The organism is Varunaivibrio sulfuroxidans (assembly GCF_029318635.1).
Lineage (GTDB): Bacteria > Pseudomonadota > Alphaproteobacteria > Rhodospirillales > Magnetovibrionaceae > Varunaivibrio > Varunaivibrio sulfuroxidans.
Genome location: NZ_CP119676.1, coordinates 997717 through 1023750, shown reverse-complemented (window position 1 = coordinate 1023750; position 26034 = coordinate 997717). Strand labels below are relative to the sequence as shown.

Sequence of the window (26034 nt, the reverse complement as noted above, 5' to 3'; positions counted from 1 at the left end):
TTTGGTTTTAGGCCGGCGGATTTTCCTGGTCCGATCCGTCCAGGCAGACCCGTTTCCATATGCGTTTTTTCAGCACGTACAGCATCGATGTGAGAACGAAAAGATAGATCATCACCTTGATGCCGAGGCGCTTGCGCGCTTCGAGTTCCGGCTCTGCGGCCCACGCCAGGAAGGTCGTCACATCGCGCGATTCCTGTTCCAAGGTCGCCTTGGTGCCGTCGGCGTATTCGACGCTGTCGGCGTCGAGCGGCGGCGGCATGCCGATCTGATGGCCGGGGAAGTACAGGTTATACTGCATACCGTCCTTCAATTTGAAATCGGCCGGCGGATCGCGGAAGCCGGTGAGCAGGGCGTGAATGTAATCGACGCCGCCCTTGCGCGCCTTGACGATCACCGAGAGGTCGGGCGGGAAGGCGCCGTTGTTCGCCGCGCGCGCCGCCTTTTCATTGGCGAACGGAGCCACGAACTTATCGGACGGACGCGCCGGGCGGGTATACATATCGCCTTCGTCGTTGGGTCCGTCTTGGACGTCGAAGCCTGCGGCGATTTTCTTCACCTCGGCCTTGGAAAATCCGATTTGCTCCAGGTTGCGGTAGGACAGCAACGACAGAGAGTGGCAATTTGAGCAAACCTCGAGATAAACCTGGGCGCCGCGGCGCAACGCCGGACGATCGAATTTTCCGAAGATACCCTTGAACGACCAGTTCTCTTGAGGGAAATCCACGCCGCCTTCACTGGCGAGGGCGGTCCCGGAGGCGAAGCCCCCGGAGGCGATGGCCATCGCGGCCACCGCGCCGAATATTAACTTACGCATGGATCAATCCTCCTTCGCGCGGCAAGCTTTGATCACTTCTTCGTTGATGCTGTTGGGCAACGGTTTCGGCTTTTCCAACTTGCCGACGAGCGGCATCAGCACCAAGAAATGGAAGAAGTAATAAATCGTAGCGGCACGGCCGACAAGGACGCCCTTGATCAGGCCGAAGAATGCGTAATCGGGCGGCTTGGAACCGACGATCCCGAGAAGGATGCAGTCGAGGACGAAGATCCAGAACAACTGTTTGTAGATCGGCCGGAAAGTGGCGCTGCGCACCTTGGAGGTATCGAGCCAGGGTAAAACGAACAGGATCAGGACGCCCGAGAACATCACGATGACGCCGCCCAATTTATCCGGAACCGCGCGCAAGATGGCGTAGAAGGGCAGGAAGTACCATTCCGGAACGATGTGCGGCGGGGTGACCATCGGGTTGGCGGGAATGTAGTTGTCCGGTTCCCCGAAAAAGTTGGGGTAGAAGAACACGAAGAACAGAAAAACCATCATGAAGACGCCAAGACCAACCAGGTCCTTGATCGTGTAATACGGATGAAACGGCATGACATCGTCTTTGCTTTTGATGTCGATGCCCAAGGGATTGTTGGACTTGTGCACGTGCAGCGCCCACAAGTGGACGACCACGAACATAAACAGGATCATCGGCAACAGATAATGCCAGACGAAGAAGCGGTTCAACGTCGGCAAATCAACGGAGAAACCGCCCCAGATCCAGTTGACGATGTGGGTGCCGATCACCGGGATCGCCGAGAATAGGTTGGTGATCACGGTGGCGCCCCAGAAGCTCATCTGCCCCCAGGGTAGGACATATCCCATGAACGCGGTCGCCATCATGGTGACGTAAATGACCACGCCGATCATCCACAGCAATTCGCGCGGCGCCTTGTACGAACCGTAATAAAGCCCTCGGAACATATGTATATAGACCAGGACGAAGAACATCGAGGCCCCGTTCATATGGATATAGCGTAGCAGCCAGCCGTAGTTGACGTCACGCACGATGCGTTCGACGCTTTGAAAGGCGATGGCGGTGTTCGGCTGATAGTTCATCGCCAGGAAGACGCCGCTCGCGATCATGATGACCAGGACGATCCCGGCCAGCGAGCCGAAGTTCCACATCCAATTGAGGTTCTTCGGCGTCGGATAGCTGATCACGTTATGGTCGGTGTAGCTGAAAATCGGCAGACGATAATCGATCCACTCGACCAGCTTGTTTCTCTTCGTTTGGTTCTCTTGCATGAACAGGTCCCCTTACCCGATACGAACTTTGGTGTCTTCGACGAACGCGTACTTCGGGACGAGCAAATTTTTAGGCGCGGGTCCCCGGCGGATGCGCCCGGACGTATCATATTCCGAACCGTGGCAAGGGCAATACCAACCGCCATAGTCGCCACGAGGATCGCTCGGCTTCTGTCCCAAGGGGATACACCCTAAGTGGGTGCAAATTCCGACGACGATTAGCCATTGGGCCTTTTGCACGCGATCCTTGTCGGCTTGCGGGTCGGGGAGATCGGCGAGTTTGACGTCTTCAGCCGCCTTAATTTCGGCTTCGGTGCGGTAGCGGATGAAAACGGGTTTGCCGCGCCAGATGGCGGTGATCGCTTGGCCGACCTGCATCGCGCTGAGGTCAACCTCAGTGGAGGCCAGCGCACGGACATCCGCCGCGGGACTAATGGAATCAATGAACGGCCATGCCGAGATGACAAGGCCCGCCGCGCCAAGAACGGAGGTTGAGATCAGTAAAAAATCGCGGCGGGAACTCCCCCCTTCGCCTGGAGCGCCGATAGTATTCGCTGTGGTCTCTGTCATTATGTCGCCTTCTTCAGCTCTGTGGCCCCCAACCTATTGAGAGCACCCCTTTTGCGTACACAAAACGAGACGACCACTCACCGAGGTCGGGAAAGACCAAGGAGAACACGGTCGTCAATTGGATCAACAGTCATACGGTGTATAACCGGACAGAGCCACCATATAATTGAAAAAGGGCGGCTTGGGAAGGGAAGAATATATAATTAATCTAATGTTATGAAATGAGAAAGATTATAACCGATCCGTCAACTAGGGGATTTTTTTAGTATTTTGTGGTTTTTTTTAAATGTAAATTTCGCCATTTTTCGGCCAAAAAATATCCCCCGGTTGAGGGGGCGTCTCCTCACGGCGGCCTTGCCTCATACGCTTTCAGGTCGGGTAGGCGTTTTCGGCGCCTCCTAATTTGGGGACGGTTCTCTTGCGCCGCGTCAGCCGATACGAATTTTTGTATTGTCGAGAAATTTGTATGGGGGAAGGTACAGATTTTTCGGGGCCGGGCCGCGGCGGACGCGGCCCGAAGTGTCGTATTCCGAACCATGGCAGGGGCAATACCAGCCACCGTAGTCTCCGCGAGGATCGGTCGGTTTTTGCCCCAAGGGAATACAGCCCAAGTGGGTGCAGATGCCGATTACGACGATCCATTGCGCTTTTTGCACCCGATCCTTGTCCGCCTGAGGGTCGATCAACTGACTAAGGGGGACATCCCGCGCTTCTTTGATTTCTTTCGCGGTGCGATAACGGATGAAAATAGGTTTGCCGCGCCACTTGACGGTAATCGCCTGACCAACCTGCATCGCGCCGAGATCGACGTCGGTGGATGACAGCGCGAGAATATCGGCGGCCGGTCCGATGGAATCGATGAACGGCCAGGCCGAGGCGACGAGGCCCGCGAGTCCGAGCACCGATGTCGAAATCAGTAAAAAATCTCGCCGTGATGAGGGGCTGTCGGCGCCATGGAGTATTTTATCGGCGGGGGTGTCTGTCATTGAGAAAACTCCTTTGCTTTATTGCGACGCGTCGATACCTCCTCGACCGCGCGTTGTGGTCCGCGATACAAAGTGCCCCCCCATTCACCCGCCGAAACATAGACGGCGATCTTGTCTTAAGTGTGGCGCGACCGCGCTCATACGCCCGAGGGCCACTCTTAAGGCGTCCCGCAACGTGAAGGTCAACGTTCTTATGGAAAAGGAAACGTGTGGATTATCAGCCGCTGTTTTTCTGAAAATGTGACGGTTTTCACACCCCTTACGGATGTGCCTCCACGACACGGATCGCCTCATAACTTTTTCAGGAGAGCGCGCGATGTTTTTGCGTGACGTTGTGAAGACTGTCATCATCGCGGTTGTCGTGATCGCCGGCCAGGCGGGCATCGCCGCCGGCGGCGAGAGCGAAAAGCACAAAAACCCGGGGCAAGTCATACGGATGTCCGGGGGTTAAAAAATGGTCGCCCAATTGATACGCCAAGCGGCAACAAGGACCGGCGAATAACGACGCGGTATTTTTTTTTGACCGTTCCTCCGTATCGCCGAGTTCGATGCGTTTCGTCGGGTTGGCTACATGGCTCTGGCCATTTGCACGGGGAGGATTTAGTGTCGCACCCGGTCATCCAACATGGACATATTTAGGCCCCGTTGCAGAGCATGCGTATCGCCCTTTATCAGCCGGATATCCCTCAAAATACCGGGGCGCTGTTGCGTCTGGGCGCGTGTCTGGGGGTTGGCGTCGATGTGATCGAGCCGTGCGGGTTTATCTTCAGTACGCGCAAGATGGCGCGCGCGGGAATGGATTACATCGATCACGTCGAGCTGCGCCGTCATGCCTCATGGCAGGCGTTTTGCGCATCGCGCGGCGAAGAACCGAGACGCCGTGAAGGGACCGGTCGCTTGATTCTTCTAAGCACCCGCGCCGCCGTGCCTTACACGGATTTCGAATTTGCGCCGACCGACACGTTGTTGCTGGGTCGCGAAAGCGCGGGGGTCCCCGACGCCGTACATGACGCCGTCGATAGCGCGATCTTGATCCCGATGCGTCCGGGCATGCGTTCGATCAATGTCGCTCAATCGTGCGCCATGGTGCTGGGCGAGGCATTGCGCCAAACCCGTTCCTTCCCTGCCGCCGACGGCGCTCGACCCTAGGCTTCGGGGCAGGCGGTGCGGCCATGAGGGTCAGCGGTAAAATCCAGAGTTAGGTTTCCTGATTTCACGGCGAGGTGGGGAATGCTCACGCGTCGTGGCGACAACGTGTATTAAATTTATTAAAATTCCCCAAAAAAGTGTTTCCATGTAAAAAAATAGTCGCATAGAGTGCGTTAGTCTCAAGGTTCATAAAGTGAGATCATACGCGATATAAGCTGTTCTCTGTCGATATCTTGTGGCTTGTTTTGAGATAAAAAATACTTCCAACGTACTGCTATAAAAAAATTTTCCATAAAAAAACCTGAAAACTTGACGAGCCGCTCGAAAGAGGACGTGAAACAGAACGCATAGCGAAAGAGGATGGAATGAACATTACGGCGGAACAAAAAGAACTTTTTGCTTATATGGACGCCTTGATTCCAGAGAATGGGTGCCTGACCTATGATTTTCGCGATCCTCGACAACATGCTTTCGCGACGATGATGACGGCGTTGGCCGACGATAGCGACAGATATCCCGGACGCCTGCAAACCCTGGAGCGGATCAGGCAGGCGCAGAACCGCAACGGACTGTCCACGGCGGAGCCGTCCACCTCCGAAAAAGGGTGGCAAAACATGTTCGTGATCCCGGGTCTGGGGCTGTCTAAGTCGAACGCCAAGGTGGCCTCCAACGGGTTCGGTACGATTGTCGGGGGCTATTCGAGCATGAACCTGACCCTGATCGTGCAGGACAACACGACGCACGATATTGTCGCTCACGGCTTTAGCAACGACTTTGCACAAGCCTTTCTGCCCGTCGAGACGGCGCCGCCGACCTCTGGAGGCGCCGACTTGGATGTGACCGCGTACCTGCATTACGCCTATACGGGAAAGACCGGGGCCGGCGATTCCGAGGGGTTCGAAGGTTCCAGCGGGGTCGTGAAAAGGGCGGCGTCCGACGGCCCGACCGGCGACCCCACCCTTAAGGCGCCGATCAGGACGACGACCGCGCCCCTGAACCCCAAGGCGATCAACATCGGCTTGGGGCGGGCCTGGACCGACCAGGGGGGAAGTTCCCAATTCGACTATGCCTGGAACGAACCCGTCCAGGATCACCCGATCGGTAAAATTCCCTTCCACGGCAGCGTCACCTTCGGTTCGAAAATCAAGGCGCCGCTGAAAGCGAAAAGCGGGCTTTACCTGGACATCTATGTCGCCGATAAAACCGGCGGCGGCGGGGCGGAACTGTCGCCCACGGACATGGACACCGTCTATAGCGCGTTCTCGATCGACGCCGCCAACCCGAACAAGTTGAAATGGAAGCTTCCCGCCGGGGTCAGCACCAGCGATCCCGGGAACCCGATCAAGTTCGGCCATGTAACCTGGAGCTCGGACATGCTGGCCTACTTTTACTGCGGCATGACGGTGGTCATGGACAACGGCGACCTATCCTTCGCCGCGGTGCAGAGCAAGGATACGCCCGACGAGGACCCCCTGGACGGCACCTTGGAAATCATGCCGATCGAATTCGTCTGGCACTGCGTCGCCGGCGCCGCCGCGGTGACCATGGCCGACGGGACGACAAAACCCATCGAGAAAATCATCGCGGGCGACCGGGTGGCGACGGATGATGGCGTGGCGACGGTGCGTTGGACCAACAAGGGCATCCATAAAGGAATCGCGCTTACGGTGCGCTCCGATGCGGATCACGAAATCACGACCTCGGGCAATCATGTCTTCATGACCGCCGACGGACCCAAGCAGGCCGAAGATTTGTGTGTCGGCGATCTTCTGAGGGTCGAAGGCGGGGCCCTTGTCGCTATCGCCCATATCGAACCCAAACCGTTTTACGACGGCCTGATGTACAATCTGGCGACCCGCGATTTTCAGGACGCAAATGCTCCGGGTGATGCGATCGCCACCTTTATCGCCAACGGTTTCATCATCGGCGACGTGAACGCCCAAAGGACGCGCGCCCATCGGCTCGGCCGCGATATCGCCTATGTCAAAAGCCGGGTGCCGGCCTACTTGCACCCGGATGTCGATGCCTTCTTCGAGGATCGTAAAGCCTAGTCGCCTGGAACTGAAATACGGTGCACATATGACGCACGGAAAAAGGCTTCGGCTAGGAAGGGTCCGCGCCATAATGCGGGAACATCATAAGCGGGCCATGACGACGTCCGAGGCCTTTTTTCCGTGTGCCCAAACGATCATAGAGGCAAAGCGGGTCCTCCATACGGCGCGCCCGCTGCGTCAAGGACGCTCGCCGATGAACCGCATCGCCTTCACGCCCTCTCCTATCGGGCGCGCCGTATGGAGGATCATATACGAACCGTATTTCAGTTCCAGGCGACTGGGATGCGCGCCGCACGCAATCACATTTCAAACGGTCAGGGGAAAGATATCGTGGAAAAATTGAATATCATCTACAGGGGCGCCCATTCCAACCCATTGTATACGGCGAATTTCGACGGCGTGACGTGGCACGGCAATACCAAGATCAGCGCGCAGCCGGGCGGCGTCTCGGCGTCGTCCCCGTACAATCCCAGCGCCGCCGTCTTAAACGGCTGGCTCTATATCGTTTACAAAAGCGCGAGCAGCGCGGATATCTGCTGCGCCTGGTTCGACGGGTCGAAGTGGCACGGCGGGGTCAAGATCAAGACCCTGCCGGGCGGGATCAGTCCGCAATCCAATCATACCCCGAATATCGCGGTCTATAAGGGGCTGTTGTTCATGGTCTACCTGGACCCGGGCTCGCACGACGTGTACACCGCCTGGTTCGACGGCACCACGTGGTACGGGAATACGAAAATTTCCGATCAAAGCGGCGGCATCACGCCGCAATCGGCGCTAAACCCCGCGATCGCCGCCTACGAGGACGATCTTTACATCGTTTATCTCGGTAAGTGGCAAAACTGGCTTTATTCCGCCAGTTTTAACGGAATTACCTGGGACGGAAACGTAAAAATCAGCGACCAGCCGGGGGGTATCAGCCCGCGCACCGCCACCACGCCCGGCATGTGCGTGTACGATGGGAAATTGTATCTCGCTTACGGTGGGATCATGACCAACAAGTTTTATACCGCCACGTTCGATGGCGCGACGTGGGCGGGCAATACCGAGATCAGCGTCCAACCCGGCGACATCGATCCGGCGTCGTCGGACAACCCGGGCATGATCGCCTTCACCCCCAAGGGCGCGCGCTTTGGCGAGGAATTGTATCTGATCTACAAGGGGGCGTGGTTCACCGATCTTTATAGCTGCAAAAAAAAGGCCTCGGAGTGGTACGGCAATACCGAAATCAGCGATCAGCCGGGGGGGATTTCACCGGCGTCGGGGTATCGCCCGGCGGTCTGCGTGCTCGCCGGAAATCCCGGCACCCAGGCCAATTGGATGTCCAAACTGCCCGATGCGACGCTGTTGGGGGCGATCAACATTCCGGGCAGCCATGATTCGGCGGCCATCAATACCTCTCGTCACACCCCGTACGCCTGTCATAACCGCTCCATAACGGATCAACTGGAGTTCGGCATTCGTCTGCTCGACATCCGCCTTCAGGTGGTCAAGAACGACGACAACACCTATACCTTCAATACGTGTCACGGCCCCATCGGTTCGACGGGGGGCTTCAATACGTATCAGACGTTCTCGTCCCTGATGGACGAATGCAAGACGTTTCTGACCACCAACGACAAGGAAACGATCCTCGCCCTTCTTCGGGTCGATGACTGGTATAACGTGCCGAAAAACGATCCCGGGGCGTATACCGCCCTGCAGGCGGACTTGGCCGCCTATCCCGTGGTTCATCCGAAGGCGATGCCGACACTGGGCGGCGTGCGCGGCAAAATCGTCCTATACAACGGCATGAACGGCACGACCGGCCTTGGCATTCCACTCAGCTGGGAGGACGGCACCGAGGGGAAGAACGCCAACTCATCCGACGACCGTTCTTACGAGGTCTATGTTCAAGATAAGTACGACGGCCTTCCTCTGACCGGCTCGGTCGCGGCCAAGCTGAAACTGGTGACCGACGCCTTCGGTCATATTTCGGCGGGAAACGCCGTTTGGAATTTCGCCAGCGCGGTATGGTACGGCCTGTTCGGCGTTTACATCATGTCGGGCCTGCTGTCGTATTTCGGTGAAAAGACGGGGGCCAACAGGCCGGCGACCTTCGGCTGGACGCTGTTCGACTACCCGTTCAACCAGTACAACACGGACACCTACGGAGCGATGAGCATCGTCTCGCTGATCTTGGATTCAAACTTTGGATATGCGAATTACCCCAATAAGTTCAATATGCTGAGCGAACATGACGAGCTGTGAAGATGGCGCGGTCTTGATTCCGGTGCGTCCGGGCATGCCGGCGCTTAACGCCGCCTAGTGGATCGACTCCGACGTTTCGCTCCCGCGAACCATCGGGCCGACCACTATCTATCTTTTTGTTGCAGTTTGATTTCTTCACACATTTGTGTCCAATTGCATCGGACTCAAATGTTAAACCCAAACCACTAGGTTCCGGGACGAATCAGCCACCAATGTCGCAGCGCCCAGCCCACCGCCAACCATGACGAGGTGACGACCGCCACTGTGACGGCGATATCGAAGGTGCTGGAAAAAGGAATGTGGTAATATTTGCTGGCGACCGATCCTGAAATCCAGACGTAGCGTTCGATCCAGGTGCCCAAGATGACGGCGAAGCCGACCAACATGACGATGGTGGGATCATGGCGCGCGCGGGTGAAGATGAAGACGCAAAAAGGCAGGATGAACTTGAGCGTCAAAAACACGACGCCGAGCGGGAGATATCCCCGGTCGATCATGCGGAGGTAGCGGCCCATGTCTTCGGGCAGACGGCCATACCAAAAAATTAGGAATTGGGTGAAATAGAGGTATACCCACAAGATGCTCATGGCGAGAATGAATTGCGCCATGTAGTTGTATATTTTTTCCTCGAACGGGCGCGTCAGGCGTCCCGAATGATCGAGAAAATATAGAAGGATGACGAAAAACCCCAAAAAGCCGTGAAAGGCGCTTTGGAATTGATAGACCCCGTACGCTGCGCTGTGCCAGCCCGGCTGCAAGGTCATTTCGAAATCCCAGGCGACCATGGTGCCATAAGTGACGTAGACGAAAGGCATGACCATCGCGATGACATGAAAACGCATCGTGAGGTGGCGCCGGGGATCGCTTTCCGATAGGTATTGGCACCGCGTCGCCGCGATCGACAGACCGGCGACGATCACGAAGCCGACGATTTCCCGGGCGACCAGGAACGGATAATATAGCCAACCCGAGAGATTTTCGAGTTCGCCCGCGCGCACGGCGGCCAGCCAGGGGAAAGTTTTTTCGCCGTTCAAGAGTAAAATCAATAACAGTACGAAAGCGATCGGGAACAACGCCGTGCAGGCCCCCGACAAGAAGCGAATCTGAAATCGCCAGCGTCCATTCGCCAAGTGAAGGATGACCGGTAAAATCGCTCCGCCCAACGCCACGTATAAAATGACGAGAAAATTTGTCGTTAGGATCGACCAGCTTCCGAAATGTTCCATCTGCAAAAATCCTCGCTTACAACGCTTCGGTAAAATTGCGGGGTGCGATCAGGCCTCTTGGCGGGGTTCTCTCAGTCGCCCGCATTTTGCGCCCGTGCCGAGACCTGTCCCGCCTTTTGGGCGTCGCGGACCAACCGGTGGCGCACGTAATTGACGACGTCCCACCGTTCATGAACGTTCAGATCGTTGGATCCTCGATCGTTCTGGGGGACCCCGTAGGCAGGCATGATCGCGCCACCAAACGTGATGGTGCCGAAAATCCAGCCCGGCGTGATATCCTTTTGTATTCGCGGGTCGGTCAGGTCGGGCGCGCCGATCAGGTCGCTAACCGGGGATTCCGCCCGTCCGGTCAGGCCATGACACGCCGCGCAGTAAATTTTAAAAAGGGTGCGTCCGGTGGCGATGGATTTGGCGTCGGCGGGCACCGGATCGACCAGTTTTTCGGTGGCGTCGCGGTCGGGATAAGGCGTGGCGACGCCGGTGATGGGCACGGAACGGCGGGGAAACGGCGTCATCACGCCTTCCTGGGGCTTGATCGAGGGCTGGTTGGTCATGTCTTTTGACCATGGCCAAGCATGAGCGGAGGGCGGATTGAGTGCGGTCGCGATTAAGCCGAAAAAGACGCCGCGTAATATCTTTTTAATTGGGGCGGCGATCGGAGAGAAGATCATGTGATTTCCTCCTCTAGAATGTCCAATACGCCGTGACTGTGAAAAAGCGCCCTGGTTGTCTGAAGGGTGTCCGCGTTCAGGTCCTCGATCAAGATGCCGATTTGATCGACGCTGATGGCGGTGTCGTAAAGCGCGCCCTTCTTGCGCATCAGGCGAGCGCCGACGACGAACCCGGCGAGGGTGAACAACACGCCGAATAAGATCAGCATTTCGTAAGACAGCACGATATTCGTCGCCACCGTGATGATCGCCTTGCCGCCGCGATACTGAGCGAGAAAATTGGCCTGCGCCCCGGCGAAAAAGACGAAGCTGCCGATCAGCCCGAAGGTCGCCCCGATAAACGCCCACCCGCGGATGTGCACCGGACGCTCGCCGAGAACTTCTTCGATCTCGGGGTGTTCGATCGGCGATTTCAGGGTGACGTTGTCGATTTTCACCCCCGGCGCCTTAAAACGGCGGATGTCGGCGATGGCTGCAAAAGCGCCGTCGAAATCGGCGAATAGGCCCAAGATGCGAAATTGAGAATGCATGATCACGGTCTCCCTAAATCGGGTGTTTGCGCTGCGCCGCGCGCCTTGGGATCGACGATCGGGTAAAGCTTGGCGATTTCGGCCTCGACATCGTCGAAGACGACGTGTTTTCGGTGGTAGACCATCTCCTTGACCTCGTACATCGAGACCGAGGGAAAGACCTTCACGAAGATCAAGAACAGAAGCCCGAACCAGCCGAAACTGCCCAGTTCGATCCCCCATTCGACCCATCCCGGCCACATGGTGTTCCAGGCGAAGGGGTGAAACCCCAGCGACAGGGTCGGGGTGACGATCATCCACCGTTCCAACCACATGCCGGTGTTGAGCAGCAGCGAAATCACGAACAACAAAAGCAAGGATCGGCGAATTTTTTTGGATAAAAGAGAGAACGGCAAGACCATGCCGAATGCGATCATCCCCCAGAAGAACGGAGAATACGGCCCGCTCGCCTTGGCGATCAGCACTTCCTTGGCGGGGATGTCGTGGCCGTACCAGACCGAGGCGAACTCGATCAGGTTGAGGTACGACCACACCATGGCGATTACGAAGGTCAGCTTGCAGACCTTATCGAGGATGGGAAAGGTCATGTATTCTTCGAACTTCATCAGGTAGCGCAACAGCAAAAATAGACTGATGATCGCGGCGCATCCCGAATACAGCGCTCCGGCGACGAAATAGGGCGGAAACGTCGTGACGTGCCATCCCGGCATGATCGACATCGAAAAATCCATCGCCACGATCGAATGGACGGAAACCGCCAGCGGGATCAAGAAGCAGGCGATGACCAGATACGTGACGCGAAAATTGCGCCACTGCCGGTCGTCGCCGCGCCAACCCAGCGCCAAGAATGTGTACAGCCGCAAGCGCCAGCCCGAGGCGGCGTTGTCGCGGCAAATCGCCAGATCGGGGATCATGCCGACGAACAGGAACAAAGCCGAGGAGATCAGATAGGTCGTGATGGCGAAGGCGTCCCACATCAGCGGCGAGGTGAAATTTGGCCAAATCCCGCGATCGGAAAAATAGGGCACGACCCAATGCATGTTCCACACCCGGCCCAGGTGAAGGATCGGAAACAGCCCCGCCGTCAGCAGGGAAAAGGTGGTCATCGCCTCGGCGAAACGATAGATCGGCTTGCGCCAATCGGCGTGGACGATATGCAAAATCGCCGACAGCAAGGTGCCCGAATGGCTCATCCCGATCCAAAAAACGAACGAGGAAATATACAAATCCCACATGTGCGACGTGTTCAGGCCCGCCGGTCCCATGCCGACATTGTACTGATACACTTCGCCGGCCACCCCGACGCTAAGCGCGGCGATGCTGACCGCGATGGCGATCCAGTACCCCAACCGGGGGTTTTTCATCGAGCGCAGGACGTCGGCATTGATTTTTGCCCACGCGATGTCTTCGTTGATATCCTTAACGTGAACGGGGTCTGACATGGTTTGGGTGGCTCCGTTGATAAGGGTTAGACGTCGGTGTCGCGCACCCGTTCGAGGTAGATGACGCAGCTTTCCGTGTTCAGCTCCTCGAACACGCGGTAGCCGCGCAGGGCGGGGTTCGTCTTTTTTTGTTCCGTCGTCCCCAACCTGACCTGATGGGCGTCCCATGCCTTGCGCACCCGGCTTTCGGGGTCTTGCAGATCGCCGAAAACGATGGCCTGGGTCGGGCAGGTTTGCTGACACGCGGTCGTGACGTCGCCGTCGCGTAGCGCGCGTCCTTCGCGCGCGGCGTCGTCCTTGGCGGCGCGGATGCGCTGGATACAGAAGGTGCATTTTTCCATCACCCCCTTGTCGCGTACGCTGATATCGGGATTGAGTTGCCTATTCAAAGGGGCGGGCCAAGCATCCTTGTCATAGGAATAGAAATTGAAATAACGCACTCGGTAGGGGCAATTGTTGGCGCAATAGCGCGAACCGATGCAGCGGTTGTAAATTTGCGCGTTAAGGCCGCCCTCGTTGTTGTAGGTCGCGCCGACGGGGCACACCGGTTCGCATGGCGCGGCGTTGCACTGTTGGCACATCATCGGCAGGAACGATCCGCCGCGCTCCTGGCTGTCGGGGTCGCTTGCGCCCAGCGACGGCTCGTCCCAATAGCGCTCGACGCGCATCCAGCCCATCGACTGGCGGGCGAGAAAACGGTCCTCGCCCACCGTGGCCAGGTTATTCTCGGCGTAACACGCCGTCGAACAGGCGTTGCACCCGATGCAACTGCCCAGATCGATGGCCATCGCCCACATGTTTTCGTAATCGCGATAGCCGGGGTCTTCGATCGATTTGCGGTAGCGGTCCCAGTTGGCGAAAAAATTTCCGAACAGCGATGACATGATTATCCCCTTCCTTCGGTCTTGCGCACCTCGGCTGCGCTTTTGCTGGCCACCAGCTTGCGCCCATACTGGCTTTCGACGCCGCCCAGCTTGGCCAGGGTCTTGCGTTTTCCCGTTTTGGTGACGTGGACGTGGGTCGCGCACAGCGCCAGTTCTCCGCTCGCGCCGTCGAAGCGCGGTTCGAGAATATGCAGCGGGTTAACGCCCCGGCCCTGGGCGTAGCGGCCATAGGCGGCGTGTCCCTGCCCCAGGGGGATGGCGATGACGCCGGGATGCACCCCCTTGTAGACGTAGACCGGCGCTTCAAGAGCCCCCGCCGCGCTTTCGACACGGACATAATCGCCTTCGACGACGCCGATCGCGCGGGCGGTTCGCGGGTGCAGTTCGGCCCAACTGTCCCAAACCACTTTGCTGATCTGGTCGGGAGCCTCTTGCAGCCACGAAAGATTGGCGTGGCGGCCATCCCAGAGGCCTTGGCGAAGGGTGGGAACAAGGCTCAGGGTTTGTCCCTCCGGCTCGGGCGTGTCGATGGTTCGCTCGGGGATCGTGGTGGTAAGGGGGTGGCGGACGGCGGGCAATGTTACGGTGGCGCTTTGCCTGGCCCTATCCCAGAACGCCGTGCGCCGGGCGCTTTTTGGCGCCGCGGCGGGAGACAGCGCGCCGATGGCGGCGGCGAGATAACCGTAATAATCGGTGAAGGGCGCGTAGGTCTTTTTATCGTGGGATTTGACGAGATCGAGGAGGATATCGCCAAATCCTTTCGTTTCGGGATGCAGTGATTCCATTAAGGGCTGTTGCAGCGCCATCACGCTATCCGCCCCGGATTGTGGGGGAATGTGGGTCCCCCAGTCTTCCAGGTCCGAACGCAGGGGCAAGACCAGATCGGCGCGTTCGCCGGTTTCGTCGGGGAATCGCGAAAGAACGACCTTAAAGGGGATCGCGTCGAAGGCGGCGTCCAGTTCCAAAGACGTGGGGGCCAGATACAGCGGATTGGCTTCATAGACGAAAACGGCGTCGAAGCTCTTCTCTTTGGCCTTTTTGGCGAAGGTCGCCAAATCGGCGGAATTTCCGTCTCGGGACTGCAATTGCGGATAGGGGAAGGTGGCCGCGGCCTCGATCGTGCTCGTCGGGGCGTCGCCGACGGCGCCCAGGATCACGTTTAAAACCATCGCCGCGATGGCCTGATCGTATCCGTTTTTGACTCCCAGGGCAGGGCCGCCCGCCAGCACCAAGGCAGGCCCCCGAGTGGCCAGGGCGCGGGCGATGCGCTGTATTTTCGCGGCGGGAACGGAGGTGATCTGCGCCGCCGTGTCGGGGGAATGGTTATCGATGTTTCGACGTATTGCGGGGGGCAACATCGACACCCCGATACCATGGTCGCGACGCAGTGCGTGGGCGACGGCGTAGGCCAGCGCGCCCTCCGCTCCCGGACGGATGGCCAACCAGAGGTCGGCATTGGCCCCACTGAGCGACATCGCCGGTTCGGCTTGGATGAGCGCCCCGCGCGGCGCGGCCCTGAAGGTGGCGTATTGGCGGGCGAAGTGAAGCGGCGAAATCCACGTGCCGAGGAAATCCGCGCCCAGCGACAAGATGACGCCGGCCTTGTCGATGCGTATCCGAGGGTCGGCCTGCCCCAGGACGTCCCGGCAGGCCTTTCGCCAGGGCGCGGCGGCGGTGACTTCGACGGCGAAATGATGCGCCCCACCCAGCGCGCCGCGATGGGCGTCGATCAGTGCGCGTTGATGGCCGCCGACGGTGGCGGTGAGCCAGGCGGCGCGCGTGCCCCTAAGTCCTGAATCCGGGCCCGTCTTGGCCGCGATCAGGGCCATCGCCGCGGCCCAGGAAGTGGGTTCCAATTTACCCTTTTTGCGTATCAGGGGGTGGGTGATGCGATCGGGGTTGTAATGGCTCTGCAATCCGGCTTGGCCCATCTGACATAGCGTGCCGCGGTTGACGGGGCTGTCCGTGTGGCCTTCGAGTTTAAGCACGCGCCCTTCGCGCAATCGGCCCTTGACGCCGCAAGCCGCCGGGCATTGTCGGCACGTCGAGGCGTACCACACGCTTCGCCCGGGAATCGCCATTTCTTCCGGAACGAGGTACGAGACGACGTTTTCGCGGCCCTGTTCGAGCGTCACATACGACGGCGCGTCGCACCCGGCGAGGGCGGCGCCGACCCCGCCCAGGCCGAGCGTCTTCAAGAAAGCCCTGCGGTTAAAATTTGCGTCGGTCATGCTTTCTCTCCTATCGGGGATTGCGCGGCTTCGCATCCCATCATTTGTGACACGCGGTGCATGAGGACGGCCCCTTGTTGGCTTCGTGGCAGCGGGTGCAAAAGCCCATGGTCAAGGGCTTGGACTTGACATCCACCGTCATGTTTTTGACGTCGCCATGACACATGGCGCAAACTTGATCCGCCCGTTCGACGGGTTGCCCGGCGTTGTCGAAGAGAAACCGCCGGAGGTGCTTTTCGTGGCTGAAATGAACGAAATCCGGCAGATCGTTGATTTTTTTCCACAACGGCGGGGTGCGGTTTTCCCACATCTTCGTGAGTTTGATGATTTCCGGTTTGTCGGTGGCGATGACGGTGTGGCACCCCATGCACTTGGACGTCGGCGGGATACCCGCGACTTTCGAGCGCCGGGCGTAGGTGTGGCAGTACAGGCAATTGATGCCGTTGTCTTTCGCGTGAATTTTGTGGGAAAATGCGATCGGCTGGACGATTAAATCGCCCTTGAAAGTGTCGGTCGGCGTTATTGCGCCGGCCACGTTTGCGCCCTTTGCCCGTGGCGCCGCATCGCGCAGTCCCCGGTCGGTGTATTGCGCCCCAATGACGAGCACCGCGCCAATAGCGCCGAGGACCATGATGATCGGCAACCAGGGAATTTTTTTTCTGCGCATGGTCGGTGGGGGCATAGGGTCCTCCGGCAAGTTTCAATCCTTGGGCGTTTGAAAAAAGACGTCAACGAGACCTCGTGGATCGACTCCGACTTTTCGATCCCGAAACATCGGGCCGCTCCACGGGATTGTTTTTTCGATGTGGTTTGATTTTCTTCGACAAAACACCCCGCCTGTCGGCGGACTCTTTTGTCTCCGTCAAACTCCTAGGGACGATGCGCCGCCCGGCGGACGGGATGGAAAACCAGCCCTCGGTTTTCCTTTGCGCGTTCTTTGTCGCGTCCTGTCCTCGTCGTATCCCGGTATTCATAAAAACACCTCCTCGAAAACATTCTTCAAACGTGTAAAAATGAAAAAATATTAGAGTATTTTAATATATTAATTAAGTAATGTTATTAATTATGCATATTCTAATAAATATTCATTTTAATTTATCAATTTATTATAAATACAATATTTCAGTACTGTTTATCTACTGCGTAATTGGATGGGTCTATACTACCCAAAATGGCAGGTAATATTTTGAGTGGATTTTGCGATTTATATTTAAAATTATTAATTATCAATGTGTTGAGGAAAGGCGGGGAAACCCAAGCCGTTCATGGGGCCTAGGCAAGGTCAGGGAGGGTGTGGAAGGTTGGGTGGGGAGATCGCCTTTCGGGGGCGTGCGCGAAGGGCGTTTTATTCGGTCAAAAGGGGGGAAAGCACAGTGAGGCCGGTCGCCTTCCTCGAAAAAGAGAGCGCCGCTTGTCTCGGTTCAGGCCGTTTGCATCTAACCGGTCCGCTTATTCGGATTTTTCCGACCTGTCTTGGGCGGATGTTTCCGAGGTGGAGTCGTCCGGATGAGACGACGCCGTCGCGTCTGGGGTGGGGTGTTTTTTGTCCACGCGCCCAGGCGGCGTGAAGAACATCGAATGGATGGCGACCCAAAAGGCGAGGGATGCGCCGGTGACGATCAGGGCGCCCGGCCAGTTGAAGGCATGGTAAACGGCGCCGAGGATCGTCAGGAAAAGAATTGCGCCGCCCAGCGCGCTGACAATCGACAACGCTCCCCGCCGCCAGCCCCGCCGGGGGTCCCCGCCGCGCGCCACCCAGGTGCGTTGAAAGTGGCGGACCGAGTTATATGTGCCGACCGCCATCATGAGGACAAGCAAGGCGATGAAAATAAATTCGGAAATCACGACGCAGGGGGTTCTCTGACAGCGGAACGAGATAATAAAGCGTCACGTCCGGCGCGCGGGGAGCGATTCTTAGGCCCCCCGCGACGGCGCGGCTATTTACTGTGGTTTTTGATGATTTTCGTCAGGGAGATCGCAAGGTGATCCTCGACGACGACGACTTCGCCGCGGGCGACCAGGTTGTTGTTGGCTTTGATGTCGATATCTTCACCGACGCCGCGCTCCAGCTGAACGACGGCGCCGCGGCCCATCTTCAAGAGCTGGCTGACCTTCATGGTAGAAGTGCCCAGCACCGCCGTCACCTCCAACGGAACGTCAAGGAGGGCGCGTTCTTCATCTTCGGAGATATCGGGTGGGTTCGCCATGGCGCTTCCTTCGCTAACGGTGCGCCAGTATAGCGCCGTTTTATGACGGCGGCACTAGTCCTTTTTCAGCAGGTTGACCCGCATCGGTTGGTCGAACGTCCAACCGGCGTCGGTCTTTACGCCAAGACGTTCAAACGATTTTTTAAGGTCAGCCGCCATATTCGTAAAATCATCCGCCTTGTGCGGGTTAATGCGTAATATTCTTTCGCGAAATTGTTCAAAATCCGCATAAGTTACGATATTGACGTAAGTGATTTCCTGCTGTTCGGAGAACCCCTGACGCGGGGCGGCTTTAATTGCTTCGAGGGCATGAGCGCGGACGACGGTTTCGTCGTGCACGGGTTGCATCATCTCGAAATGCGTTCCTTCGGCGACGGGTTCGCAGATATAAGCGATGCCACCGGCTTTAAGAACACGGGCGGCTTCGCCGAGCGCCTTGTCCTGTTGATCGATATCCACATGGTGCAGGCTGTTGAACAGAACGACGATATCCAAGGAGGCGTCGGAAAAAGGAAGTTTCTCTGCGACGCCTTCGAAATATTCCTCCGTGCCGGCGGGGGTCGCCTCGCGTGCTTTTCTAAGTTGTTCAGGGTTGCACTCGATACCAAAAACCTTGGCGCCATGACGGGTCATCAGGCGTGCGATTGCGCCGTCGCCGCTGCCGATGTCGGCGACCTTTTGATCTTTCAACTCGATCAATTCCGGCAGAATTTCAGCATTTTGGCGTTTTTTCATGGGAGATGCTATCCAAGACTAATGAGTACGCAAGGAGGCTCCTTTTACGGAACGCACCTGGATAAGGCAAGATGAACCTTCAAACCACGGCGAATGCCCGGCAAATTCGTGATGAATGCCGAACGTCTAATATAGCATGGCTCCACGGGAATTTAGTTTCTAAAATTTAGCCGCGGGCGAGATCTTTTTTTCGATCGCACGCGCGCAATCGAACACCTCTTGAAAAACCCCGAGGCTAGAGCTTTTCGCGCCATTTGCGTAACTGTTCGCGGCGACGCTCGGCGAAAACGTCCTTGCGCGGGGCGGCGGTTTCGCCGCGCAAAATACCCAGTTCGCGTTGTTCGCGGCGCACTCGGTTCATCAGGGCTTGATGTTCGGCGGCGATGGCGCGCACCTTGGACTGCCGCCAGGCGTCGAGCTCGCGGCGATGTTCGGCGGCGCGGTTTAACAGGGCGTCGCCGGTATTATTGCGATCGCGAAACGCAGCGTTCAGGGCGCGGGTGCGGTCTATTGGCGACGCGGCGGCGTCGGCCTGCATGGCGCTTGGGGGCAAGATGCCGGGTTCGCCGGGGGCCATGCCTTCGCCGGCAGGACGGCGCGGCGTGGACTTCTTTCCTTCCGCGGACATCTTTCCTACCGCGCGCGCGCGAATGTCATTCCACAATCGGGCGACCTTGATTTTGTACTTGTGGTTGAACGCGCGCGTGGTGGAATGGTAATTTCCTGCCGCCTGCAACCACGATGTGGTGTTCTTTTGGCGCCGAACGAGAAGTTTGGCGGCGTAGGCGGCGTTGGCGTCGGGGGTGAAGGCGGCGCCGAGGGACGCGAAGGCGTCCGGATGATACATCAAGTTGACCTGCATGCAGCCGACGTCGATATTCCGCACGCCTTGTTTTTGCAATTCCTCGACGAAGGCGACGGCCTCGGCCTTGGTGGTGAAAAAGGCGCCTTTTCCCCCGGCGGTGACGGTCCATGGCCAGGCAATATTTTCCCCCTTGCGGTCATCCCACCGTCCGGACTCCGCAAGCGCCATGGCTTGTAGGAGATAACCGGGGATGGCCCGCAAGCGTTCTTGCTTTTGCGCCGCGCGAAAACATATAGAGCCAACTTTATCAGTGGGTTGTAGGGCGTCCGTGGGGGTCGCCGCCGCCTCGATCGAGGGCATTTCCATCATTGTGATGAGAAGAAGAAAAAGACCGAGGCGAAAAGAAAGGTTCATTGGGGCGCTCCATGTACCCCTGAAGCTCTGCAACCCTTATGCCAGAAATTCGCAATACGCCCGGTAAAAATCGCCCGAAAACGGTAAGGCGCAACGCATCGGAAAAAATCACGTTTACGGTTTGGCGCCGTCGCCCTCGCCCAGTTGGCGCTGCATGATCACGGCATCGACCCATCGGTCAAACTTAAAGCCCACTGACTTCAACAGGCCGACCCTCTCGAAGCCGAACTTGCCGTGCAGCCGGATCGAGGCCTGGTTGTCGGAATCGCCGATCACCGCAAGCATCTGGCGGCACCCTTGAGTCTGACAGCGCCCGATCAAAACCTTGAGAAGGGCCTTGCCAAGACCTTTTCCGGTCGCATTCGGGGAGACATAAATTGAATTTTCAAGAGTATAGCGATAGGCGCTACGCGCACGAAACGGCCCGGCGTAGGCGTATCCGGCGACGCGGCCATCGACTTCGGCGACGATGAACGGGTTGCCGACATTTTCGATGGCGCACCGTCGGCGCGTCATTTCCTCCAACGTGGGCACGGTTTCCTCGAAGGTGGCCAGGCTGTGACGGACATAGTGGGCGTAAATCGCCTGGACGGCGTCGTCGTCTTCTGGGCGGCAGTCGCGCAAGGTCAGGGCGGCGGGGGATGTCATGGTCATATTCTTTATTTTCAAAACACAAGGGAATGGTTGAAAGTTAGGGTTCCTGAAGGACTTTCGGCCCGATGGCGACGATCGCCTCGATTAAACGGGAGATGTCGGTCTGTAACGTCGTGAAAGTATCGTTCTTGGTGATGGCGTCCTCGTTCATGTAAAGGGCGCGGTTGACTTCGATTTGCAGGGCGTGGCGGTGGCGTTTGGGTTGTCCGTAATGGCGGGTGGTGAAGCCGCCGGCGTAGGGATTGTTATGCAGTACCCGATATCCCAGATTCTTGAGGGCAACTTTTACCCGGTTGGTGATACGCGGCGTACAGGCCAGGCCGTGGGCGTCGCCGAGCACCATGTCTACCCGGTTTAGGCCCGGGTCGCGGTCCATCGGCCCACCGATCGAGGGCATCGAGTGGCAATCGATCAGCAGCACACAGCCGAAACGCGCGTAGGTGGCGTCAAGCAGACCCTTCAATGCCGCGTGATAGGGCCGGTAGTAGGTTTCGATACGCCACAACGCCTCTTCGACGGATAATTTTCCGGCGTAGATATTCTCGCCGTTGGTGACCACCTTGGCGATTGTGCCCAGACCGGCGGCGATGCGCGGTGACGTCGTGTTGGCGGTATCGGGTAACGCGCCGGTGAACATTTCGGGGTCGAGTTCCCAGGCCTCGCGGTTGGGATCGACATAAGCACGGGGAAAGCGGGCGCGGATAAGCGGCGCGCCAAGGTCGGGGGCGCTTTTGTAAAGCTCGTCCATGAAGGCGTCTTCGGAACGGCGCAGGGCGGTGGGATCGAGCCTGGAGGCGGCGCGAAAGCTCGCCGGATAGTAATCGCCGCTATGTGGCGAGGCGAAGACGACCGGCACGGTCTGGCGGGCGGGCGCCAAGACGTCGAAAGCCGGGCTGACGATGTCGTCGGCCCAGGTCGGGCGACCGAAAGGCGCGGGGCGCGGGGCGGTCATCGGCGCGGCCCTTTTGCTGTGCGACGAAACGGCAAGAAATTCCCCTGTAAAAGAATGTGTTCCCCTAAGGTGGTAGCGTCCTCGGAAGGCGGGCGCAACTCGAAATTGGCTTTACCGTGACGGCGACGACGAAAAAAGCGCCCATGGGGGCTTGCCAAGCGCGGATGTTCGGATTAAAAACCAGCCTCCGAAGCGCACACGCCCCCCGGACGGGGAAGGCGGCGTCGCGCGACCGGGCGCGTAGCTCAGCGGGAGAGCACTACGTTGACATCGTAGGGGTCACAGGTTCAATCCCTGTCGCGCCCACCATCGAAACCCCAAGGGAAACCTTGGGGTTTTGTCGTTTGTGGGCTCGATGAGGGGAGATAAAAGCGGGGATGCCTTTGTATTTTACCGAGGCGGATTCCGGCGAGACCAGCGGCATTGGCGGCATTGGCGGCGAAGGCGACAATCGTGGTGTAAAGCGGGGGAGAACTCAGCGACTACCCCATGTCGTTTCACGCTCTATATCTCTTTCCCGAGGCGGGCCGGCGTGAACCGGCGGTCGATATTTATTGACCTTTGACGTCGGCTTGACCCTTGGCGCGCCCGCTCTAATCGATGAGATCTCCATCGCCGTCGTAAAACGGAAACGGGCCGTCATGACTGCCGAGATAACTGAGGTGGCTGGTGATATTGGCGTCGTCGTCGATGTGGAACAAACGCAGCGCCGGAGGTTCCATGGTGAACGAGGGGGCGTCGCCGGGGGCCCGGTCCAGGTCCAGGGTGACGCTATGGGCGCCGTTGGGCGCAATGCTGACGCCGACGCCCGCCCGTGTTGTTTCCGCCGCCCGATGGGCGTGGCCGGTGGCGATGTGGCGCACCTGGGGATGGCGGCCTAACAGCGCGAACAGGGCATCGCCGTTCATCAAGTTTTGGACATCCATGTGCGCGATACCGATGGAAAACGGCGGGTGATGCATGAACAGCATCGTCGGGCGTTCGGGCGCCGCGTCCAGGGTACGCTCCAACCATGACAGGCGCTCGGGGCACAGGTAGCCGTGGGATTCTCCGGGCACGGTGGAATCCAGGGCGATCAGGCGCAGGGGAAAGTCCTCGACGGCGTAGTGGATGAACGCTCCGCCCGCGCGTAAGTACGAGAGATCGGCAAAGGCGGCGCGAAGGTTTTCACGGTTGTCGTGATTTCCGGGAACCATGAAAAAAGGGACCGCCAGCGACGAAATCAGCTCGCGGAAGGTGGCGCACTCATCGGCGCCGCCCTCGTCGGTCAAATCGCCGCTGACGATCACCGCGTCGATCGTGGGCGTGAACGCGTTGATATGGTCGATCGCCTTCTTAAGGGCGGCCTTGGTGTCTACCAGGCGGTAGGCGGGGCGACCCCCGGATTTGATGTGGGTGTCGGTAATTTGGGCTAGGATCATGATGGCGCCTTGCTTTCTCCAGAGGTGTGTGCGGCGAGGTTTTTTTTCTCGGTGGGCACGCGCATCAGGCTTTCCGGGCGGATGCGAATGGGAATTTCAGCGCCGATCTCAAGCGAATGACGCGGGCGGCAATCGATGACGAGAAGCTCGTCGCCGACTCCCTCCAGCATCAACCGGGTGCGATCGCCGAGAAACGACGAGGCGTGGACGCGGGCGATGAAATGAGCGTCCTCGCGGGGGACGATATCGGCATCCTCGGGACGGAATAGGAAATCGGATGGGCCGGAAGGCTCGCCGGGGGGGAGAGATGCCCTCTCGGCATCCCGAGCGTCCGCGCAGTGTGCGAGCAAGTGCGCCGGCAGGCGGTTCACCGTCCCGGCGAAATCGGCGACGAAGGCGCTCGCGGGGCGATGGTAGATGTCCCGCGGCGCGCCCACCTGGGCGATGCGTCCTCGGTTCATGACGACGATGCGATCGCCTAGGGCCATCGCCTCGCTTCGGTCGTGCGTGACATAGATCGCCGTGATCCCGAGGCCGCGCAGCAGGCCGTTTATTTCTCCGCGCAGGCGCTCGCGCAGGAGGGCGTCCAACGCGGTGAGTGGCTCATCCAAAAGCAGGACCCGGGGGCGCACGGCGATGGCGCGCGCCAGGGCGACGCGTTGACGTTGCCCGCCGGACAACTGATCGACCCGGCGATGTCCCAATTCGTCGATATGCATCATCTCCAACATGTGATCGACCCGGCGCCGGACCTCGCGGGCGGCGGTGCGCCGGACCTTCAGTCCATAGGCGACGTTTTCGCGCACCGTCATGTTGGGGAACAGGGCGTAGGATTGAAACACCATGCCGACGTTGCGCCGTTCGATGGCGAGACGGGTGACGTCCTCGCCGTCATAAAGGATGCGTCCGCCCGGGTCGGGGACTTCGAGACCGGCGATCAGGCGCAGCAAGGTGGTCTTGCCGCATCCCGACGGTCCCAGTAGGGCGATGGTTTCGCCGGCCTCGATCTGCAAATCGATCGGATCGAGGGCGCGTGTGCCGTCCGCGAAGGTCTTGGCGCATGCGTGTACACTGACGGGTATCGACTGGGCGCTCATACGGAAATCCTTTTGTCGTCGTCGGGGGTGACCACCCGGCGTCGCCTTGCCGATTGGCGGGCCACCAGTTGCATGGCGACCAGCAGGGGGACGATCATGATGAAAAAAACCAGGGTATAGGCGCTGGCGACCTCCAGGCGCATCGAGGCGTAACTGTCGGCCAGCCCCACGGGGAGGGTTTTCGTCATCGGGGTGTGCAGCATCCAGGTTAGATTGAATTCGCCGATGGAAAGAGTGACGACCATCAACGCGCCGGCGACGATGCCGGGTTTCGTATTGGGCAGGACGACGGTGAAGAAACGCCGCCAAAAGGTCGCGCCTAGGCTGGCGGCGCCTTCTTCGAGCTGACGGAAGTTCATGCTGGACAGGACCGCGAGCACGCTGCGGATCATGAAGGGCAGCGTATAAAGGACGTGTCCGCTTAGGATGAACAGCCAACTGGTGCGAAAGTCGGGCACGCCGCCGTAGGTCGTGATCAAGGCCAGCGCGATGGCCAATCCGGGCACCGCGATCGGCAGGACGATGATTTCTTCGAGCGCGCGCGCGACCCGGGGGCGCATGCGCGCCAGCACGTAGGCGCCGGGAACGCCGACCACCAGCGTGATCGCCAGACACGACAGGGCGATCAGCATCGACAGGTAGATGGTATCGGCGTAAAGGCCCCAAACCTGTCCGATCCAGCGCAGCGTCAGTCCGCTTTTGACGCCGATGAAGAAATTATCGGTGACCCCCGCCAGGACGGACAAGATGACGGGAACGATGATGAAGGCGCAAACCCCAAGGGTGAAGATAAGTTGCGTCCAAAACAGCCAACGTCGGGACATGGTGCGATCTCCTATCCCGACACGGCGACGGCGCCGCCGGACAGGCCGCGCGCGGCGAACAGCGCCGCCCAGGTGATCAGTCCGAGGACGATGGACAGGCTGGCGGCGCCCGCGATATTGGCGTTGAGGGTGAACTCGGTATAGATCGTCATCGCCAGAACGTCGATGTTGGTGGCCAGCGTGAACGCCGTACCGAACGCGCCCATGGCGGTGGCGAAACAAATCGCGCCCGAGGCGATCAAGCCGGGCCTCAGTCCCGGCAGCACGATGTCGCGAATGACGCGCCACGGCGGCGCGCCCAGGGAGCGGGCGGCTTCTTCGTGACTGCGGTCGAGCTTTTCGGCCGTCGCCATCACGGTCAGGATGACACGGGGAATGGAAAAATACAGATAGCCCACGAACAGCCCGGTCATCGAGTAGGCGAAGACGATTTTGTCGCCGCTCAGCATCTTCGAGACCTCGCCGACGACACCCTGACGCCCGCCCAGCATGATGACGAAAAAACCGATGACGACGCCGGGAAAGGCCAGCGGCAAGGTCAGGACGGAAACCAGGGCGTCGCGGCCCCAAAAACGGTGACGCACCAAGAACAGGCCCGCGGTGGTGGATATGGCCAGCGCGGTAAAGGTTACCGCGATGGATATCGTCAGTGTCGCGAGCAGACTTTCAAGGTAGCGCGGCGTGGTGATGATCGCCGCGTAGGAGGCCAATCCACCCGCGCCGCCCGCCCCGATAAAAAACAGCCGCACCATGGGGAAAATGAAAAAGCTCAAGAACACGATGGCCCCGGGGAGGCCCAGGAGAACGAGGTTAGAATAGCCGTGCCGGTCCATTGGATGGGTCCTGTCGAGCGCCTTGGGGGTGGGC

Annotated in this window: 25 protein-coding genes and 1 tRNA gene; 5 read left to right on the top strand and 21 right to left on the bottom strand. The window is 58.8% G+C overall.

The genetic code is table 11. The features are described from left to right. Positions 1 to 7: 7 nt before the first annotated feature. The 4 genes from P3M64_RS04720 to petA (P3M64_RS04705) form a co-directional block, all read right to left on the bottom strand. The gene (locus P3M64_RS04720; protein WP_165886375.1) at positions 8 to 814 is read right to left on the bottom strand and encodes a cytochrome c1; all 807 of its coding nucleotides are present in this window, start codon (positions 812 to 814) and stop codon (positions 8 to 10) included. Positions 815 to 817: 3 nt separating this feature from the next. Beyond that, the gene (locus tag P3M64_RS04715; RefSeq protein ID WP_165886376.1) at positions 818 to 2068 is read right to left on the bottom strand and encodes a cytochrome b; all 1251 of its coding nucleotides are present in this window, start codon (positions 2066 to 2068) and stop codon (positions 818 to 820) included. Positions 2069 to 2080: 12 nt separating this feature from the next. Further along, positions 2081 to 2638 carry a ubiquinol-cytochrome c reductase iron-sulfur subunit gene (petA, locus tag P3M64_RS04710; protein ID WP_132939738.1) on the bottom strand — a complete coding sequence of 186 codons (558 nt, stop codon included), beginning with the start codon at positions 2636 to 2638 and terminating at the stop codon, positions 2081 to 2083. A 428-nt stretch (positions 2639 to 3066) separates the two neighbouring features. Further along, the gene (gene petA / locus P3M64_RS04705) at positions 3067 to 3624 is read right to left on the bottom strand and encodes a ubiquinol-cytochrome c reductase iron-sulfur subunit (protein WP_132939739.1); all 558 of its coding nucleotides are present in this window, start codon (positions 3622 to 3624) and stop codon (positions 3067 to 3069) included. A gap of 316 nt (positions 3625 to 3940) precedes the next feature. Here petA (P3M64_RS04705) and P3M64_RS04700 point away from each other — a divergent pair, with 316 nt between their 5' ends. The 4 genes from P3M64_RS04700 to P3M64_RS04685 all read left to right on the top strand — a co-directional run bounded on the left by P3M64_RS04700 (position 3941) and on the right by P3M64_RS04685 (position 9074). Next, positions 3941 to 4075, top strand: coding sequence for a hypothetical protein (locus P3M64_RS04700; protein ID WP_276157063.1), 135 nt, complete (start codon positions 3941 to 3943; stop codon positions 4073 to 4075). A 203-nt stretch (positions 4076 to 4278) separates the two neighbouring features. Continuing rightward, the gene (locus P3M64_RS04695) at positions 4279 to 4773 is read left to right on the top strand and encodes a tRNA (cytidine(34)-2'-O)-methyltransferase (protein WP_132939740.1); all 495 of its coding nucleotides are present in this window, start codon (positions 4279 to 4281) and stop codon (positions 4771 to 4773) included. Between the two features lie 365 nt (positions 4774 to 5138). Next, a complete protein-coding gene (locus P3M64_RS04690; protein ID WP_132939741.1) occupies positions 5139 to 6824 on the top strand; it encodes a Hint domain-containing protein in 1686 nt (561 codons plus the stop codon). Between the two features lie 333 nt (positions 6825 to 7157). Then, complete coding sequence (locus tag P3M64_RS04685; RefSeq protein ID WP_132939742.1) at positions 7158 to 9074, top strand: PI-PLC domain-containing protein; 1917 nt, start codon at positions 7158 to 7160, stop codon at positions 9072 to 9074. 185 nt (positions 9075 to 9259) lie between these two features. Here P3M64_RS04685 and P3M64_RS04680 read toward each other — a convergent pair whose 3' ends face one another. From P3M64_RS04680 to P3M64_RS04620, 13 genes are all read right to left on the bottom strand, one after another. After that, positions 9260 to 10300: a hypothetical protein gene (locus P3M64_RS04680; protein ID WP_132939743.1), complete on the bottom strand. Its 1041-nt coding sequence runs from the start codon at positions 10298 to 10300 to the stop codon at positions 9260 to 9262. Positions 10301 to 10371: 71 nt separating this feature from the next. Further along, a complete protein-coding gene (locus P3M64_RS04675; protein WP_132939744.1) occupies positions 10372 to 10971 on the bottom strand; it encodes a c-type cytochrome in 600 nt (199 codons plus the stop codon). Further along, complete coding sequence (locus P3M64_RS04670) at positions 10968 to 11501, bottom strand: quinol:electron acceptor oxidoreductase subunit ActD (protein ID WP_165886377.1); 534 nt, start codon at positions 11499 to 11501, stop codon at positions 10968 to 10970. Before P3M64_RS04670 ends, P3M64_RS04675 begins: the two co-directional genes overlap by 4 nt. 2 nt (positions 11502 to 11503) lie before the next feature. Then, positions 11504 to 12943, bottom strand: a complete 1440-nt coding sequence (nrfD, locus tag P3M64_RS04665; protein WP_132939746.1) for an NrfD/PsrC family molybdoenzyme membrane anchor subunit — start codon at positions 12941 to 12943, stop codon at positions 11504 to 11506. Positions 12944 to 12969: 26 nt separating this feature from the next. Further along, entirely contained in the window at positions 12970 to 13827 is an 858-nt protein-coding gene (locus tag P3M64_RS04660) for a 4Fe-4S dicluster domain-containing protein (protein WP_207893197.1), read from the bottom strand. A 2-nt stretch (positions 13828 to 13829) separates the two neighbouring features. After that, positions 13830 to 16058 carry a molybdopterin dinucleotide binding domain-containing protein gene (locus P3M64_RS04655; RefSeq protein ID WP_165886378.1) on the bottom strand — a complete coding sequence of 743 codons (2229 nt, stop codon included), beginning with the start codon at positions 16056 to 16058 and terminating at the stop codon, positions 13830 to 13832. A 40-nt stretch (positions 16059 to 16098) separates the two neighbouring features. Then, positions 16099 to 16740, bottom strand: a complete 642-nt coding sequence (locus P3M64_RS04650) for a cytochrome c3 family protein (RefSeq protein ID WP_132939748.1) — start codon at positions 16738 to 16740, stop codon at positions 16099 to 16101. A gap of 767 nt (positions 16741 to 17507) precedes the next feature. Beyond that, positions 17508 to 17903 (bottom strand): hypothetical protein, encoded by a 396-nt coding sequence (locus P3M64_RS04645; protein WP_132939749.1) that lies wholly within the window; start codon positions 17901 to 17903, stop codon positions 17508 to 17510. 92 nt (positions 17904 to 17995) lie between these two features. Beyond that, entirely contained in the window at positions 17996 to 18265 is a 270-nt protein-coding gene (gene fliN, locus P3M64_RS04640) for a flagellar motor switch protein FliN (RefSeq protein ID WP_132939750.1), read from the bottom strand. A gap of 54 nt (positions 18266 to 18319) precedes the next feature. Next, a complete protein-coding gene (locus tag P3M64_RS04635; protein ID WP_132939751.1) occupies positions 18320 to 19000 on the bottom strand; it encodes a class I SAM-dependent methyltransferase in 681 nt (226 codons plus the stop codon). Between the two features lie 235 nt (positions 19001 to 19235). Beyond that, entirely contained in the window at positions 19236 to 20219 is a 984-nt protein-coding gene (locus tag P3M64_RS04630) for a lysozyme family protein (protein ID WP_132939752.1), read from the bottom strand. Positions 20220 to 20333: 114 nt separating this feature from the next. Next, a complete protein-coding gene (locus P3M64_RS04625; protein ID WP_132939753.1) occupies positions 20334 to 20867 on the bottom strand; it encodes a GNAT family N-acetyltransferase in 534 nt (177 codons plus the stop codon). Between the two features lie 43 nt (positions 20868 to 20910). Further along, positions 20911 to 21825: an N-formylglutamate amidohydrolase gene (locus P3M64_RS04620; RefSeq protein ID WP_132939754.1), complete on the bottom strand. Its 915-nt coding sequence runs from the start codon at positions 21823 to 21825 to the stop codon at positions 20911 to 20913. 234 nt (positions 21826 to 22059) lie between these two features. Between P3M64_RS04620 and P3M64_RS04615 the strand changes: the two genes are divergently transcribed. Beyond that, positions 22060 to 22134, top strand: a tRNA-Val gene (locus tag P3M64_RS04615). A gap of 284 nt (positions 22135 to 22418) precedes the next feature. Here the strand turns inward: P3M64_RS04615 and P3M64_RS04610 are convergent. Genes P3M64_RS04610 through P3M64_RS04595 form a run of 4 tightly spaced genes read right to left on the bottom strand, consistent with a single transcriptional unit; the run spans position 22419 to position 26000 of the window. After that, a complete protein-coding gene (locus tag P3M64_RS04610) occupies positions 22419 to 23246 on the bottom strand; it encodes a phosphodiesterase (RefSeq protein WP_132939755.1) in 828 nt (275 codons plus the stop codon). Next, a complete protein-coding gene (locus P3M64_RS04605) occupies positions 23243 to 24343 on the bottom strand; it encodes an ABC transporter ATP-binding protein (protein ID WP_132939756.1) in 1101 nt (366 codons plus the stop codon). The genes P3M64_RS04610 and P3M64_RS04605 overlap by 4 nt, the downstream gene beginning before the upstream one ends. After that, positions 24340 to 25167 carry an ABC transporter permease gene (locus tag P3M64_RS04600; RefSeq protein WP_132939757.1) on the bottom strand — a complete coding sequence of 276 codons (828 nt, stop codon included), beginning with the start codon at positions 25165 to 25167 and terminating at the stop codon, positions 24340 to 24342. The genes P3M64_RS04605 and P3M64_RS04600 overlap by 4 nt, the downstream gene beginning before the upstream one ends. A gap of 11 nt (positions 25168 to 25178) precedes the next feature. After that, the gene (locus P3M64_RS04595; protein WP_132939758.1) at positions 25179 to 26000 is read right to left on the bottom strand and encodes an ABC transporter permease; all 822 of its coding nucleotides are present in this window, start codon (positions 25998 to 26000) and stop codon (positions 25179 to 25181) included. Between the last annotated feature and the right edge of the window lie 34 nt (positions 26001 to 26034).

Bases quoted from the DNA above. Each gene is read 5' to 3' on its own strand.
- fliN (WP_132939750.1), bottom strand. From the start codon at position 18,265: ATGGCGAACCCACCCGATATCTCCGAAGATGAAGAACGCGCCCTCCTT.
- P3M64_RS04660 (WP_207893197.1), bottom strand. From the start codon at position 13,827: ATGTCATCGCTGTTCGGAAATTTTTTCGCCAACTGGGACCGCTACCGC.
- petA (WP_132939738.1), bottom strand. From the start codon at position 2,638: ATGACAGAGACCACAGCGAATACTATCGGCGCTCCAGGCGAAGGGGGG.
- P3M64_RS04600 (WP_132939757.1), bottom strand. From the start codon at position 25,167: ATGTCCCGACGTTGGCTGTTTTGGACGCAACTTATCTTCACCCTTGGG.
- P3M64_RS04630 (WP_132939752.1), bottom strand. From the start codon at position 20,219: ATGAACCTTTCTTTTCGCCTCGGTCTTTTTCTTCTTCTCATCACAATG.
- P3M64_RS04620 (WP_132939754.1), bottom strand. From the start codon at position 21,825: ATGACCGCCCCGCGCCCCGCGCCTTTCGGTCGCCCGACCTGGGCCGAC.
- P3M64_RS04655 (WP_165886378.1), bottom strand. From the start codon at position 16,058: ATGACCGACGCAAATTTTAACCGCAGGGCTTTCTTGAAGACGCTCGGC.
- P3M64_RS04720 (WP_165886375.1), bottom strand. From the start codon at position 814: ATGCGTAAGTTAATATTCGGCGCGGTGGCCGCGATGGCCATCGCCTCC.
- P3M64_RS04675 (WP_132939744.1), bottom strand. From the start codon at position 10,971: ATGATCTTCTCTCCGATCGCCGCCCCAATTAAAAAGATATTACGCGGC.
- P3M64_RS04610 (WP_132939755.1), bottom strand. From the start codon at position 23,246: ATGATCCTAGCCCAAATTACCGACACCCACATCAAATCCGGGGGTCGC.
- nrfD (WP_132939746.1), bottom strand. From the start codon at position 12,943: ATGTCAGACCCCGTTCACGTTAAGGATATCAACGAAGACATCGCGTGG.
- P3M64_RS04715 (WP_165886376.1), bottom strand. From the start codon at position 2,068: ATGCAAGAGAACCAAACGAAGAGAAACAAGCTGGTCGAGTGGATCGAT.
- P3M64_RS04635 (WP_132939751.1), bottom strand. From the start codon at position 19,000: ATGAAAAAACGCCAAAATGCTGAAATTCTGCCGGAATTGATCGAGTTG.
- P3M64_RS04605 (WP_132939756.1), bottom strand. From the start codon at position 24,343: ATGAGCGCCCAGTCGATACCCGTCAGTGTACACGCATGCGCCAAGACC.
- petA (WP_132939739.1), bottom strand. From the start codon at position 3,624: ATGACAGACACCCCCGCCGATAAAATACTCCATGGCGCCGACAGCCCC.
- P3M64_RS04595 (WP_132939758.1), bottom strand. From the start codon at position 26,000: ATGGACCGGCACGGCTATTCTAACCTCGTTCTCCTGGGCCTCCCCGGG.
- P3M64_RS04625 (WP_132939753.1), bottom strand. From the start codon at position 20,867: ATGACATCCCCCGCCGCCCTGACCTTGCGCGACTGCCGCCCAGAAGAC.
- P3M64_RS04650 (WP_132939748.1), bottom strand. From the start codon at position 16,740: ATGCCCCCACCGACCATGCGCAGAAAAAAAATTCCCTGGTTGCCGATC.
- P3M64_RS04690 (WP_132939741.1), top strand. From the start codon at position 5,139: ATGAACATTACGGCGGAACAAAAAGAACTTTTTGCTTATATGGACGCC.
- P3M64_RS04670 (WP_165886377.1), bottom strand. From the start codon at position 11,501: ATGCATTCTCAATTTCGCATCTTGGGCCTATTCGCCGATTTCGACGGC.
- P3M64_RS04695 (WP_132939740.1), top strand. From the start codon at position 4,279: ATGCGTATCGCCCTTTATCAGCCGGATATCCCTCAAAATACCGGGGCG.
- P3M64_RS04680 (WP_132939743.1), bottom strand. From the start codon at position 10,300: ATGGAACATTTCGGAAGCTGGTCGATCCTAACGACAAATTTTCTCGTC.
- P3M64_RS04700 (WP_276157063.1), top strand. From the start codon at position 3,941: ATGTTTTTGCGTGACGTTGTGAAGACTGTCATCATCGCGGTTGTCGTG.